The sequence below is a fragment of the Burkholderia arboris genome (assembly GCF_038723655.1).
In the GTDB taxonomy this organism is placed as follows: Bacteria; Pseudomonadota; Gammaproteobacteria; order Burkholderiales; family Burkholderiaceae; genus Burkholderia; species Burkholderia arboris.
In genome coordinates, this window is sequence record NZ_CP109821.1 from 3,242,597 (window position 1) to 3,255,546 (window position 12,950).

General features: G+C 65.9%; 14 protein-coding genes and 1 tRNA gene. 9 read left to right on the forward strand and 6 right to left on the reverse strand.

The features are described from left to right. The first annotated feature begins 17 nt into the window (after positions 1 to 17). From ispE to hisC, 6 genes are all read left to right on the forward strand, one after another. Positions 18 to 899, forward strand: coding sequence for a 4-(cytidine 5'-diphospho)-2-C-methyl-D-erythritol kinase (gene ispE / locus OHZ10_RS15225; protein ID WP_174994101.1), 882 nt, complete (start codon positions 18 to 20; stop codon positions 897 to 899). Between the two features lie 55 nt (positions 900 to 954). Further along, positions 955 to 1,031 (forward strand) — tRNA-Gln (locus tag OHZ10_RS15230). A 44-nt stretch (positions 1,032 to 1,075) separates the two neighbouring features. Continuing rightward, positions 1,076 to 2,038, forward strand: a complete 963-nt coding sequence (locus tag OHZ10_RS15235) for a ribose-phosphate pyrophosphokinase (RefSeq protein ID WP_059233164.1) — start codon at positions 1,076 to 1,078, stop codon at positions 2,036 to 2,038. A gap of 161 nt (positions 2,039 to 2,199) precedes the next feature. After that, positions 2,200 to 2,805, forward strand: a complete 606-nt coding sequence (locus OHZ10_RS15240) for a 50S ribosomal protein L25/general stress protein Ctc (protein ID WP_059233163.1) — start codon at positions 2,200 to 2,202, stop codon at positions 2,803 to 2,805. 120 nt (positions 2,806 to 2,925) lie between these two features. Further along, complete coding sequence (pth, locus tag OHZ10_RS15245; protein WP_021163050.1) at positions 2,926 to 3,525, forward strand: aminoacyl-tRNA hydrolase; 600 nt, start codon at positions 2,926 to 2,928, stop codon at positions 3,523 to 3,525. A gap of 118 nt (positions 3,526 to 3,643) precedes the next feature. After that, entirely contained in the window at positions 3,644 to 4,711 is a 1,068-nt protein-coding gene (gene hisC, locus OHZ10_RS15250) for a histidinol-phosphate transaminase (protein ID WP_342702930.1), read from the forward strand. A gap of 82 nt (positions 4,712 to 4,793) precedes the next feature. On the opposite strand, the gene OHZ10_RS15255 is transcribed toward hisC, so the two are convergent. From OHZ10_RS15255 to rsmD, 3 genes are all read right to left on the reverse strand, one after another. Then, entirely contained in the window at positions 4,794 to 5,060 is a 267-nt protein-coding gene (locus OHZ10_RS15255; protein WP_006477774.1) for a YfhL family 4Fe-4S dicluster ferredoxin, read from the reverse strand. A gap of 59 nt (positions 5,061 to 5,119) precedes the next feature. Beyond that, positions 5,120 to 5,617, reverse strand: a complete 498-nt coding sequence (gene coaD / locus OHZ10_RS15260) for a pantetheine-phosphate adenylyltransferase (protein WP_021163047.1) — start codon at positions 5,615 to 5,617, stop codon at positions 5,120 to 5,122. Positions 5,618 to 5,728: 111 nt separating this feature from the next. Continuing rightward, positions 5,729 to 6,343: a 16S rRNA (guanine(966)-N(2))-methyltransferase RsmD gene (rsmD, locus tag OHZ10_RS15265; protein WP_059233161.1), complete on the reverse strand. Its 615-nt coding sequence runs from the start codon at positions 6,341 to 6,343 to the stop codon at positions 5,729 to 5,731. A 217-nt stretch (positions 6,344 to 6,560) separates the two neighbouring features. On the opposite strand from rsmD, the gene ftsY reads away from it, so the two are divergent. Beyond that, entirely contained in the window at positions 6,561 to 7,718 is a 1,158-nt protein-coding gene (ftsY, locus tag OHZ10_RS15270) for a signal recognition particle-docking protein FtsY (RefSeq protein WP_174994100.1), read from the forward strand. Positions 7,719 to 7,803: 85 nt separating this feature from the next. On the opposite strand, the gene maiA is transcribed toward ftsY, so the two are convergent. Then, complete coding sequence (gene maiA, locus OHZ10_RS15275; protein ID WP_059236603.1) at positions 7,804 to 8,448, reverse strand: maleylacetoacetate isomerase; 645 nt, start codon at positions 8,446 to 8,448, stop codon at positions 7,804 to 7,806. Positions 8,449 to 8,627: 179 nt separating this feature from the next. On the opposite strand from maiA, the gene ybiB reads away from it, so the two are divergent. Both ybiB and leuA read left to right on the forward strand, forming a co-directional pair. Beyond that, complete coding sequence (gene ybiB / locus OHZ10_RS15280; RefSeq protein ID WP_342702934.1) at positions 8,628 to 9,602, forward strand: DNA-binding protein YbiB; 975 nt, start codon at positions 8,628 to 8,630, stop codon at positions 9,600 to 9,602. A gap of 380 nt (positions 9,603 to 9,982) precedes the next feature. Next, positions 9,983 to 11,632, forward strand: a complete 1,650-nt coding sequence (leuA, locus tag OHZ10_RS15285; protein WP_059233158.1) for a 2-isopropylmalate synthase — start codon at positions 9,983 to 9,985, stop codon at positions 11,630 to 11,632. A gap of 143 nt (positions 11,633 to 11,775) precedes the next feature. On the opposite strand, the gene OHZ10_RS15290 is transcribed toward leuA, so the two are convergent. Then, complete coding sequence (locus OHZ10_RS15290; RefSeq protein ID WP_059233157.1) at positions 11,776 to 12,159, reverse strand: nuclear transport factor 2 family protein; 384 nt, start codon at positions 12,157 to 12,159, stop codon at positions 11,776 to 11,778. 45 nt (positions 12,160 to 12,204) lie between these two features. Continuing rightward, a complete protein-coding gene (locus OHZ10_RS15295; RefSeq protein ID WP_342702937.1) occupies positions 12,205 to 12,774 on the reverse strand; it encodes an acyloxyacyl hydrolase in 570 nt (189 codons plus the stop codon). Positions 12,775 to 12,950: the final 176 nt, after the last annotated feature.

A 12,950-nucleotide genomic window follows, 5' to 3' on the forward strand; every position in this document is an offset into this window, starting at 1 on the left:
CCAGCCCAGACCTACGCATGACCGATTCGACCCGCTCGCTGCGCAACTGCCTTGCGCCCGCGAAACTCAACCTGTTCCTGCACATCACCGGCCGTCGTCCGAACGGCTATCACGATCTGCAGAGCGTGTTCCAGCTGCTGAACTGGGGCGATACGCTGCACTTCACGCTGCGCGACGACGGCCGTGTCGCGCGCGTCACCGACGTGCCAGGCGTGCCCGAGGAAAGCGATCTCGTCGTGCGCGCGGCCAACCTGCTGAAAGCGCATACGGGCACCGCGCACGGCGTCGACATCGAGATCGACAAGCGCCTGCCGATGGGCGCCGGTCTCGGCGGCGGCAGCTCCGACGCGGCGACGACGCTGCTCGCGCTGAACCGCCTGTGGCAACTCGACCTGCCGCGTGCCGAGCTCCAGTCGCTCGCGGTCAAACTCGGCGCGGACGTTCCGTTTTTTATTTTTGGAAAAAATGCGTTCGCAGAGGGTATCGGAGAGGAATTAGCTGAGGTACAATTGCCGACTCGCTGGTTCTTGGTTGTGACGCCAAGCGTTCATGTCCCCACCGCTGAAATATTTTCAGATGAGTTGTTGACAAGAGATACGAAGCCCGTCACAATTGCTGACTTTCTTGCACAGCAAACCAGCGATGCGGGATGGCCAGATAGCTTCGGCCGGAACGACATGCAGGAAGTTGTAACAAGGAAGTACGCGGAAGTTGCGCTGGCGGTTAAATGGTTGTATGATTTGACCCCCGCGAGGATGACCGGCTCCGGAGCAAGCGTGTTTGCAGCGTTTCACAGCAAGCACGAGGCAGAAGCGGCGAAAGCCAAGCTGCCCGCCAGTTGGAATGGCGCAGTTGCCGAGAGTCTGAACGAGCATCCGCTCTTCGCTTTCGCGTCATGAAGTTTTACTTTGCCGAACGGCCTACACGAGTTCGGTGAAGCAGTCAGTTAAGTGTAGGGGAGTCGCCAAGTTGGTCAAGGCACCGGATTTTGATTCCGGCATGCGAGGGTTCGAGTCCTTCCTCCCCTGCCAAAAATTTTCCCGCATTTCCCGCCCAAGCCTGAAGCAGGTGCACGATGAGCAGCCACAGCCATGATGGCCTGATGGTCTTTACTGGCAACGCGAATCCCGCGCTCGCCCAGGAAGTCGTCAATATCCTTGGTATCCCCCTCGGCAAAGCAATGGTCAGCCGTTTCTCCGACGGCGAGATCCAGGTCGAGATCCAGGAAAACGTGCGCGGCAAGGACGTCTTCGTCCTGCAATCCACGTGCGCACCGACGAACGACAACCTGATGGAACTGATGATCATGGTCGATGCGCTCAAGCGCGCATCCGCCGGCCGGATCACTGCAGCCATCCCCTACTTCGGCTATGCCCGTCAGGATCGACGCCCGCGTTCGGCGCGCGTCGCGATCTCGGCGAAGGTCATCGCGAACATGCTGGAAATCGCCGGCGTCGAGCGGATCATCACGATGGATCTGCACGCCGACCAGATTCAGGGCTTCTTCGACATCCCGGTCGACAACATCTACGCAACGCCGATCCTGCTGGGTGACCTGCGCAAGCAGAACTACTCGGATCTGCTCGTCGTGTCGCCGGACGTCGGCGGCGTGGTGCGTGCCCGGGCACTCGCGAAGCAGCTCAACTGCGATCTCGCGATCATCGACAAGCGTCGTCCGAAGGCGAACATCGCCGAAGTGATGAACATCATCGGTGAAGTCGAAGGCCGCACCTGCGTGATCATGGACGACATGGTCGATACGGCCGGCACGCTCTGCAAGGCCGCACAAGTGCTGAAGGACCGCGGTGCGAAGCAGGTGTTCGCGTACGCGACGCACCCCGTGCTGTCGGGCGGCGCCGCAGATCGCATCGCCGCATCGGCACTCGACGAGCTCGTCGTCACCGATACGATCCCGCTGTCGGCCGAATCGCTGGCCTGCTCGAAGATCCGCTCGCTGACGAGCGCGAGCCTGCTGGCCGAGACGTTCTCGCGGATCCGCCGCGGCGATTCGGTGATGTCGCTGTTCGCGGAATCCTGATCGCGAATCGACTGAACAAAGTATGCGCAGAAAGCGAAGCGGCAACGCTTCGCTTTTTGCACAATCGGACGGGATAGACGAAACCCCGACCGTTTCATCAGGGGCCGCCGTTTGACGGCCCCGTTTTACTGCCTGGTCGCGGGCAGCTAATGGAGAATCATATGAAAGTCGTCGCTTTCGAGCGCCAAGAGCAAGGTACGGGTGCGAGCCGCCGCCTGCGCAACGCTGGTAAGACCACGGGTATCGTTTACGGTGGCGAAGTGGCCCCGCAAAAGATCGAGCTCGATCACAACGCCCTGTGGCACGCCCTGAAGAAGGAAGCTTTCCACTCGTCGATCCTCGACCTCGAAGTGGCTGGCCAGTCGCAACAGGTTCTGCTGCGCGACGTGCAATACCACCCGTTCAAGCAACTGGTGCTGCACGTGGACTTCCAGCGCGTTGACGCGAAGAAGAAGCTGCACACGAAGGCACCGCTGCACTTCCTGAACGCGGAAGTCAGCCCGGCCGTGAAGCTGTCGAGCGCGATCGTTTCGCACGTCGCGACGGAAATCGAAATCGAGTGCCTGCCGGCTGACCTGCCGGAGTTCCTCGAAGTCGACCTGTCGAAGATCGAAGCCGGTCAATCGCTGCACGCGAAGGACATCACGCTGCCGAAGGGCGTCGCGCTGGTCGCGCACGTCGACGCGGAAAACCCGGTTGTCGCATCGGCGACGATCCCGGCTGGTGCCGTGTCGGACGCAGCTGAAGGCGAAACGCCGGCTGCCTAAGCGGCTGCCTACGCGCCCCATCGATCCGTTTCACGAAACGGTCGACGCAACCCGCCGCGGCTTGCCCGGCGGGTTTTTCTTTTTCTGCGCCCAGGCGGCCGTTGCCGCCTTCGAAACGTCATGATCAAACTGATCGTCGGCCTCGGCAATCCCGGGGCGGAATACACCGCGACGCGCCACAACGCCGGCTTCTGGCTGATCGACCAGCTCGCCCGCGAAGCCGGCGCGACGCTGCGCGACGAACGCCGCTTCCACGGCTTCTACGCGAAAGCGCGCCTGCACGGCGAGGAAGTCCACCTGCTCGAGCCGCAAACCTACATGAACCGCTCCGGCCAGTCGGTCGTCGCGCTCGCGCAATTCTTCAAGATCCTGCCCGACCAGATCCTCGTCGCGCATGACGAGCTCGACCTGCCGCCCGGCACCGTGAAGCTGAAGCTCGGCGGCGGCAGCGGCGGCCACAACGGCCTGAAGGACATCACCGCGCACCTGTCGTCGCAGCAATACTGGCGGCTGCGGATCGGCATCGGCCATCCGCGCGACCTGATTCCGGAAAGCGCGCGCGCCGGCGCGAAGCCCGACGTCGCGAACTTCGTGCTGAAGCCGCCGCGCCGCGAGGAGCAGGACGTGATCGACGCGTCGATCGAACGCGCGCTCGCCGTGATGCCGATGGTCGTCAAGGGCGAACTCGACCGCGCGACGATGCAGCTGCATCGCAATTGACCGAGCGTCGCACCGGCCCGGTGCATCGGGCCGTCCGGCGCCGCCGGGCGGCTCCGCCCGCCCCACCGCGACGCACACATGCGGTAATCTCGACGTTTTGCCCGACAGGAGCCAAGCGGTGAGCCGTTACTGGAGCGACGTCGTTCAGCAACTCGTGCCTTACGTGCCGGGCGAGCAGCCCGCGCTCGCGCACCCCGTCAAGCTGAACACCAACGAGAATCCCTATCCGCCGTCGCCGCGCGTCGTCGCGGCGATCGCACGCGAACTCGGCACGACCGGCGACACGCTGCGCCGCTATCCGGACCCGGTCGCGCGTGCGCTGCGCGAGACGGTCGCGGCCCATCACCGCATCGAGCCCGAGCAGGTGTTCGTCGGCAACGGCTCCGACGAGGTGCTCGCGCACACGTTCCAGGCGCTGCTGAAGCACGACCGCCCGCTGCGCTTTCCGGACATCACGTACAGCTTCTATCCGACCTACGCGCGCCTGTACGGCGTCGACACCACGGTCGTGCCGCTCGCGGACGACTTCTCGATCCGCGTCGACGACTATCTCGACGACGCCGGCGGCGTGCTGTTTCCGAACCCGAATGCGCCGACCGGGCGCGCGCTGCCGCTCGCGGACGTCGAGCGGATCGCGGCCGCGAATCCGTCATCGGTCGTCGTGATCGACGAGGCGTACGTCGATTTCGGCGCGCAGTCGGCGATTACGCTGATCGACCGTCATCCGAACCTGCTCGTCGTGCACACGACGTCGAAGGCGCGCTCGCTCGCGGGCATGCGCGTCGGCTTCGCGTTCGGCGATGCGGCGCTGATCGACGCGCTGAACCGCGTGAAGGACAGCTTCAACTCCTATCCGCTCGACCGGCTCGCGCAGGTCGCCGCGCAGGCCGCGTATGACGACACCGACTATTTCGACGCGACCTGCCGGCGCGTGATCGACAGCCGGACGCGGCTCACGCACGCGCTCGACGCGCTCGGCTTCGACATCGTGCCGTCGGCGGCGAATTTCGTGTTCGCACGCCATCCTGCGCACGATGCGGGCACGATCGCGGCGAAACTGAAGGAACGGGAAATTTTCGTGCGGCACTTCCGGCTGCCGAGGATCGACCAGCACCTGCGCATCACGGTCGGCACCGATGCCGAATGCGACGCACTCGTCGCGGCGTTGCGCAAACTGCTGGCCTGATACGGAAGAACCGGCGCCGGGCGGCGCCGATCTGAAAGCGGAACGTGCGCTCGCCAGTCAACGGGCGCGCGTCACCGCCGGGTCACGACGCGTCGTCGCCCTTCACGGCGATCAGCGCGTGATACTTCTCCATCAATTGCGCGTGCGACTCGTCATGCTGCGGATCGCGCGGAATGCATTCGACCGGACACACCTGCTGGCACTGCGGTTCGTCGAAATGGCCGACGCACTCGGTGCACTTGTTCGGGTCGATCACGTAGATGTCCGGGCCCATCGAAATCGCGCCGTTCGGGCACTCGGGCTCGCACACGTCGCAATTGATGCACTCGTCGGTAATCATCAAAGCCATACTGATCTCACTTCTTCAGGCCAGTGGCCGGCTTCGCAACGAAACCGGCCGGCGCCGCATTACGCGGCAGGGCCTCCCATCGCCGTCACTTTCTCGGTCAGCCACTTCTCGACGGACGGAAACACGAACTTGCTGACATCGCCGCCCAACTGCGCGATTTCGCGCACGATCGTCCCCGAGATGAACTGGTACTGATCGGACGGCGTCATGAACATCGTCTCGACGTCGGGCAACAGGTAGCGGTTCATCCCCGCCATCTGGAACTCATATTCGAAATCGGACACGGCGCGCAGGCCGCGCACGATCACGCGCGCGTTGTTGGTCCGGACGAAATCCTTCAGGAGGCCGGTGAAACTCATCACCTTCACGTTCGGATAATGGCCGAGCACCTCGTTCGCAATCGTCAGACGTTCTTCGAGCGAGAAGAACGGCTTTTTCGCGCGGCTGTCGGCAACGCCCACAACCAGCGTATCAAAAATGCTCGACGCACGCCGCACGAGGTCTTCGTGCCCGCGCGTCAGCGGATCGAACGTACCGGGATACACGGCGACTACCATGTCGCTCCTCCTGTCATCACGCAAACGGGATGGCAGCCGCGCGATGCGCACGCCGCTGCCGGGATGGGCATGCGTCGCCTTTGCGGCGCGCCGCCTCGTATGGAACGCGCATTATTCATCATTTTCGCGCCGCAGCAAATGATAGTGAACCGCACCCGCCTTGCCGTGCTTCTCCACTTGCCAGCCGGCGAGCGCCTCGTGCGCGGCCGGGTCGAGTTCCGCCCCCGTTTCGACGTACAGCGCGCCGCCCGCCGCGACGAGCGGCGCCGCCAGCGCGACCGCGCGATCGAGCACGGCCGGTTCGCCGAACGGCGGATCGAGAAACACGACGTCGAACGCACCGGGCGTGAGCCCGGCCGCGAGCCGCAGCGCATCGGCTTCGGCGACTTCGACCGAGCGGGCGCCGAGCTTGTCCTTGATCGCCCGCAGCTGCTGTGCGGCGCGCGGGTGGCGCTCGACCATCACGACGCTCGCCGCGCCGCGCGACGCGGCCTCGAAACCGAGCGCGCCGGTGCCCGCGAACAGGTCGAGGCAGCGGCGGCCTTCGAGATCCTGGCCGAGCCAGTTGAACAGCGTCTCGCGCACGCGATCGGGCGTTGGCCGCAGGCCGTCGAGATCGAGCACCGCGAGCGGCGTGCGCTTCCAGTCACCGCCGATGATGCGGATCGTGTGCGGCTTGCCGCGGGCAGGAGGGGCCGCCGGGCGGCCGGAAGAGGAACGGGACATACGGAATATCGACGACGGAGGGACCGGGTACGCACAGGGGCGCACCGCCAAACAGGCGCACGTTACCACAGCGGCAACGCGCACTGACGCGAGCGCCACGCCGCACTGATAAAATGCACGGTTTCGGCCGCCGTGCGCCGCGCCCGCGCGAACGCAGAACGGCCCGTCCGGCGCCCCGCCCCTCCCGGCGGGCCTGCCCTCTTCCCGACGTCAGACCATGTTCAGTTTCTTCAAACGATTCAAGAAATCGCAGGAGCCCGATCCGGCGGAATCGCAATCGGCCGACGCGCAGCAAGCGGACGAGCCGTCCGATGCCGCGCCTGCGCGCGATGCGGCGCCCGCGGCCGATGTGCCGCAAGCGCCCGTGCAACCGGCCGCGCCGGCCGTCGTCGTGACGGTCACGCCGACCAACGACGGCCGCGACGAAGTCGTCGAGACGGTCGAGATCGTCCCGCCGCCGCTGCAGGACGCGTCGGCGAAGAAGTCCTGGCTCGCGCGCCTGAAAACGGGGCTCGCGAAGACGGGCTCGAGCATCACCGGCGTGTTCGTCAACACGAAGATCGACGAGGATCTGTACGAGGAGCTCGAAACCGCGCTGCTGATGTCCGACGCGGGCGTCGATGCGACCGAGTACCTGCTCGGCGCGCTGCGCGAAAAGGTGCGCACGGCCCGGCTGACCGACCCGCAGCAGGTGAAGGACGCGCTGCATGACCTGCTCGTCGAGCTGCTGACGCCGCTCGAGAAATCGCTGATGCTCGGCCGCGCGCAGCCGCTCGTGATGATGATCACCGGCGTGAACGGCGCGGGCAAGACGACCAGCATCGGCAAGCTCGCGAAGCATCTGCAGAGCTTCGACCAGTCGGTGCTGCTGGCCGCGGGCGACACGTTCCGCGCGGCCGCACGCGAGCAGCTCTCGGTCTGGGGCGAGCGCAACAACGTGACGGTCGTGCAGCAGGAAAGCGGCGATCCGGCCGCGGTGATCTTCGACGCGGTCAGCGCCGCGCGCGCGCGCAAGATCGACGTGATGATGGCCGACACGGCCGGCCGCCTGCCGACGCAGATTCACCTGATGGAAGAGCTGAAGAAGGTGAAGCGCGTGATCTCGAAGGCGCACGACGGCGCGCCGCACGAAGTGCTGCTGGTGATCGACGCGAACACCGGCCAGAACGCACTCACGCAGGTGAAGGCATTCGACGACGCGCTCGGCCTCACCGGCCTGATCGTCACGAAGCTCGACGGCACCGCGAAGGGCGGGATCCTCGCCGCGATCGCGCGGCAACGACCGGTGCCCGTCTACTTCATCGGCGTCGGCGAAAAGGTCGAGGATCTGCAGCCGTTCAGCGCGGTGGAATTCGCGGACGCGTTGCTCGGCTGAACCTCGTCGGCACGCATCGCACGGGGCGCCTTCGGGCGCCCTTTTTCATGCGTGCGCGCTCATGCTCGCAGCGGGTGCGCCGCGCTCACTCCGCGTCGGGCTGCACGCCCGGCTCGGCGGCCTTGAACGCGTCGAGCGTCGCGGCATGATCGACGATCCGCTGGATCGTCGGAAAGCGCGTGGTATCGATCGAGAAGCGGTTCGCGTTGAACACCTGCGGCACGAGGCACACGTCGGCGAGCGTCGGCGTGTCGCCGAAAACCAGCTTGCCGGTGCGCGGATCGTTCGCGAGACGCGACTCGAGCGTTTCGAAGCCGGCCTCGATCCAGTGCCGGTACCACGCGTTCTTCGCCTCCTCGGGCACCTTCAGCGTGTGCTTCAGGTACTTCAGCACGCGCAGGTTGTTGAGCGGATGGATTTCGCACGCGATCTGCAGGGCGACCGCGCGCACGTACGCGCGATCGACCGGCTCCTTCGGCAGCAGCGCGGGCTCGGGATGGGTTTCCTCGAGATACTCGATGATCGCGAGCGACTGCTGCAGCGTCGCGTCGTCGTCGATCAGCGTCGGCACGACCGCATCCGGGTTCAGTGCGCGGTACGCGTCCTTCAGCTGCTCGCCGCCGTCGCGCAGCATGTGCACGGGGACATAGTCGAACGGCAGCCGCTTCAGGTTCAGGGCAATCCGCACGCGGTACGACGCGGAACTGCGGAAATAGCTGTAGAGCTTCATGGGATGTCTCTCGTAGTCGTATTCGGCCGGCAACGGCACGGGCGCGGCGCAGCCGGCGCGCGCACCGCCGGGACCCAGAGTGTAGCGCGGCACGATGCGCGCCTGCGCCCGTGCGATACTCGGGGCATTCCTCACCGCTCACCGCGCGGCCCGATGCCGGCCGCCCGCCCCACGCCCCGATGACCGCTTCCCACGATCCCGCCACCGCTCCGTTCCCGTGCGCCCGCTTCATCAAGGAAATCGGCCGCGGCCCGCACGGCGCGCGCGCGCTGTCCGCCGAGGACACGTTCGAGCTCTATCGCGCAATGCTCGACGCACGCGTGTCGGACGTCGAACTGGGCGCGATCCTGATCGCCTATCGGCTGAAGGGCGAATCCGCCGACGAACTGGCCGCGATGCTCGCCGCCGCGCAGGCATCGTTCGAGCCCGTGCATGTGCAGGACGCGGCATTCCGCCCGGTGGCGATCCCGAGCTACAACGGTGCGCGCAAGCAGCCGAACCTCGTGCCGCTGCTCGCGCTGCTGCTCGCGCGTGAAGGCGTGCCGGTGCTCGTGCACGGTGTGGAGCGCGATCCGGGCCGCGTGACGAGCGCGGAAATTTTCTCGGCACTGTCGCTCGCGCCGTCGACGTCGCACGATGCGATCGAAGACATGCTCGCCGAGCGCCGCGTCGCGTTCGCACCGATCGAAGTCCTGGCGCCGCGCCTTGCACACCTGCTGTCGATGCGCAGCGTACTCGGCGTACGCAATTCGACGCACACGCTCGTGAAGATCCTGCAGCCGTTCGCGCCGGCCGGGCTGCGGCTCGTCAACTACACGCATCCGCCGTACCGTGACAGCCTCGCGCAGCTGTTCCGCGATCATCCGGACGCCGCGCTCGGCGGCGCGCTGCTCGCGCGCGGCACCGAGGGCGAAGCCGTCGCCGACACGCGGCGCCAGGTGCAGGTCGACTGGCTGCACGACGGCGTGTGCGACACGCTGATCGAGGCCGAACGTTCGTCGACCGATGCGCCGCCCGTCGCGCTGCCCGAATCGCGCGATGCGGCGACCACGGCCGCGTGGACGGACGCCGTGCTGCGCGGCGAGGTGCCGGTGCCGGACACGGTTTCGCGGCAGGTCGCGACGATCGTGCAGATCGCCCGTATCGCGCGCTGACGGCACGGCCGGCGACCCGCCCCTTTATCCCGACCATTTGACACACTGCCGCATCCTGGCATAGAGTGGTCGCCATGCGTTCCTTTCCGAACACCCTCCGAATTACCTCCGGCCGCCTAGCGCGGCCGCTATCGCTACGACTAGCCTAAGGCTGTCGTAGCGCCGTGTGCTGTCCGCACGGTCCCTCCCAGCAGTTCCTCGCAGTACCCCTCTCGCAGTTTTTACAACCGAAGTCGTCAGCATTCGTCCGTCTATCCGTCGGCCGATTCGCGAAGATCATCCGCATCTGCGGCGCCATTGTGCGCGGCGGTGCGAGGCAGCGCCAACCGTCGCCCATGCCGCCCGTCTTCGCTCGCGACTTGAGACCCGAGGTCCAGAAGATGCAGCGCAATCCGCAAGACAAATACCGTCCGTTCGAGCCCGTCCGCCTCAATGGCCGCCGCTGGCCGTCCCGCACCATCGAGCGTGCGCCCGTGTGGATGAGCACCGACCTGCGCGACGGCAACCAGTCGCTGATCGAGCCGATGAGCATCGAGCAGAAGCTGGAGTTCTTCGAGATGCTGGTTGCGATCGGGTTCAAGGAGATCGAAGTCGGTTTTCCGTCGGCGTCGCAAACCGACTTCGATTTCGTCCGCAAGCTGATCGACGACAAGCGGATTCCGGACGACGTGACGATCGAGGTGCTCGTGCAGTCGCGCGAAGACCTGATCGCCCGCACGTTCGACGCGCTCGAAGGCGTGCCGCGCGCGATCGTGCACCTGTACAACGCGGTCTGCCCGTCGTTCCGCCGCATCGTGTTCGGGATGTCGAAGAACGACGTGAAGGCGCTCGCGATCGACGGCACGCGCATCGTCAAGGAACACGCGGCCGCGCGCCCCGATACGCAGTGGACCTTCCAGTACTCGCCGGAAACCTTCAGCATGACCGAGCTGACGTTCGCACGCGAGATCTGCGACGCGGTCGCGCAGACGTGGCGCCCGACCCGCGACCACAAGATGATCGTCAACCTGCCGGCCACCGTCGAAGCCGCGAGCCCGAACGTGTTCGCCGACCAGATCGAATGGATGGACCGTAACCTCGCGTATCGCGACAGCATCGTGCTGTCCGTGCATCCGCACAACGACCGCGGCACCGCGGTCGCGGCAGCCGAACTCGCGCTGCTCGCGGGCGCCGACCGCATCGAGGGCTGCCTGTTCGGCAACGGCGAGCGCACCGGCAACGTCGATCTCGTCACGCTCGCGCTGAACCTCTACACGCAGGGCATCGACCCGGGCCTCGACTTCTCCGACATCGACGCGGTGCGCCGCGTCGTCGAGCGCTGCAATCAGATTCCCGTGCATCCGCGCCACCCGTACGCGGGCGACCTCGTGTTCACCGCGTTCTCGGGCTCGCACCAGGATGCGATCCGCAAGGGCTTCGCGCAGCAGCGCCCCGACGCGGCCTGGGAAGTGCCGTACCTGCCGATCGACCCGGCCGACCTCGGCCGCAGCTACGACGCGGTGATCCGCGTGAACAGCCAGTCCGGCAAGGGCGGCGCAACGTTCCTGCTCGAACGCGGAATGGGCTTCACGCCGACGCGCCGCGTGCAGATCGAATTCAGCCATGCAGTGCAGACGCTCGCCGACGCATCGGGCGAGGAAGTGACGGGCGACGCGATCTGCGCGCTGTTCGCACGCGAATTCTTCGAGACCGACGGCCCGGCCGCACGGCACGGCAGCAGCGCACGCTGGCAGAACCGCGAGATCGCGGCAGCGGCGCCCGCCGCCGATGCGACGCCCGAGGACGCGGTGCGACGTTTCGCCGCGGCATTTGCAGCGGCCGCCGGCGCCGCGATCGACGTCGCGTCGTGCGAACACGCCCGCACGACGGACGGCCGGATCGCGGTATCGGTCGGCTGCCGGGTCGGCGATGCGCCGCTGCGGCACGGTGTCGGCCTGCATGCCGATGCGGCGAGCGCCGCGCTCGACGCGGTCGTCAGCGCGATCAACCGTTCGGCCTGGCACTGCACGGACCGCCGCGTGGCGGCGTGACCGCCGGGCTTCGACTCAGGGTGACATGCCAGCGAGCGGTGCGTGACCGCCCGTGCGCCGCGCAATCCGCGCCGCACGGGCCAGCAAAAAGCGGCCCACAAGGCCGCTCGATTCGGGAACATGAAAAGGAGCGCGATGCGCGCTCATGTCTCGGTCGCGCACCGCGTCGCCTGCCACGCGAACAGGCTCCAGCGGCCCTGCTCGTGCGTGTGGACGGAGGTATAGGCAATCGGGAAGACCAGACCGCCGTTGTTCGTTTCCATCTCGATCAACGCGCGCCCCGTGACGACGCAGGTTTCGTCGCCGACGGGCAACACGTCCTGAGACTGGATTTCGATCTGGCGATAGCGGCGGCGGCCGGCGACGATGGCGTCGATGAACTGCTGCTTGGTTTCGCGTTTGCCATTGGTGTGGACGAAGAACACCTTGTCCGACAATAGCGCGTCGAGCGCCTCGCCGTCCCCGTCCACCATCGCCCGGAACCGATCGCGCTCGAGCGCGCGGATCGCATCGATCACCTTCGCCATCGCCTGACTCCTCGGCAACGCGCCCGCCGTGCGCGGGCGTACGGATCAGAAGTTGTACTGCACGTAGAACTGGTGGAAATTTATACCAGGATTCGGCTCTTTGATACCCGCGTTAGACACATGTTCAAAACGGTAGCCGACCTGATACTGTTGCCGTTGGCCGAACTGCACGCCGACGCCCGCAGTCGGTGCGAACTGGAACGCGGTCGACAGCGAAAAATTGTTCGAGATCGTCGGGTGTGTCAGAAGCCGCACACCACCGCCGGCCTCGATGAACGGGCGAATCTCCCCCGCGCTCCTGATGAAGCGGAACATCGGCGTCACGCCGAATTCGCCGATGCTGCTGTGGACGTTGCCGCCCGTGTGCCAGTACCCGACGTGCCCTTCGACGACAAACGCGAAGTGCCAGCCGCCGACCTGCCACCAGTTCCAGCCCGGATCCCACACGACGCCGAGATCGCCCTTGTCGATCCCGCGACGATCCGAAAACCCGCCGCCCGCCTGGATCCCCCATCGATCCGCAAACGTCGCACCCGATCCGCCCAGAAGTGACGCTGCCAACAATGCATGCAGCGCAAGCCGGCTGCGGGGCCGGCGATTCTTCTTATTGTTCATCTGACACTCCAACTTTTTGGGTTGAATGGAGCCTGCCGCAACGGCTTGGCCCGAGCGAACTGAATGTTATGGTAAAGGACTTTTCGGATCGGCATCACGAAGCGAAATGGCTTCCTTCCAAAACGACAAAAATCGAAATCGTCTACTGATTGTCATCAGAAACAACGGCTTACGGA

Bases quoted from the DNA above. Each gene is read 5' to 3' on its own strand.
- ispE (WP_174994101.1), top strand. From the start codon at position 18: ATGACCGATTCGACCCGCTCGCTGCGCAACTGCCTTGCGCCCGCGAAA.
- OHZ10_RS15235 (WP_059233164.1), top strand. From the start codon at position 1,076: ATGAGCAGCCACAGCCATGATGGCCTGATGGTCTTTACTGGCAACGCG.
- OHZ10_RS15240 (WP_059233163.1), top strand. From the start codon at position 2,200: ATGAAAGTCGTCGCTTTCGAGCGCCAAGAGCAAGGTACGGGTGCGAGC.
- pth (WP_021163050.1), top strand. From the start codon at position 2,926: ATGATCAAACTGATCGTCGGCCTCGGCAATCCCGGGGCGGAATACACC.
- OHZ10_RS15255 (WP_006477774.1), bottom strand. From the start codon at position 5,060: ATGGCTTTGATGATTACCGACGAGTGCATCAATTGCGACGTGTGCGAG.
- coaD (WP_021163047.1), bottom strand. From the start codon at position 5,617: ATGGTAGTCGCCGTGTATCCCGGTACGTTCGATCCGCTGACGCGCGGG.
- rsmD (WP_059233161.1), bottom strand. From the start codon at position 6,343: ATGTCCCGTTCCTCTTCCGGCCGCCCGGCGGCCCCTCCTGCCCGCGGC.
- ftsY (WP_174994100.1), top strand. From the start codon at position 6,561: ATGTTCAGTTTCTTCAAACGATTCAAGAAATCGCAGGAGCCCGATCCG.
- maiA (WP_059236603.1), bottom strand. From the start codon at position 8,448: ATGAAGCTCTACAGCTATTTCCGCAGTTCCGCGTCGTACCGCGTGCGG.
- ybiB (WP_342702934.1), top strand. From the start codon at position 8,628: ATGACCGCTTCCCACGATCCCGCCACCGCTCCGTTCCCGTGCGCCCGC.
- leuA (WP_059233158.1), top strand. From the start codon at position 9,983: ATGCAGCGCAATCCGCAAGACAAATACCGTCCGTTCGAGCCCGTCCGC.
- OHZ10_RS15290 (WP_059233157.1), bottom strand. From the start codon at position 12,159: ATGGCGAAGGTGATCGATGCGATCCGCGCGCTCGAGCGCGATCGGTTC.
- OHZ10_RS15295 (WP_342702937.1), bottom strand. From the start codon at position 12,774: ATGAACAATAAGAAGAATCGCCGGCCCCGCAGCCGGCTTGCGCTGCAT.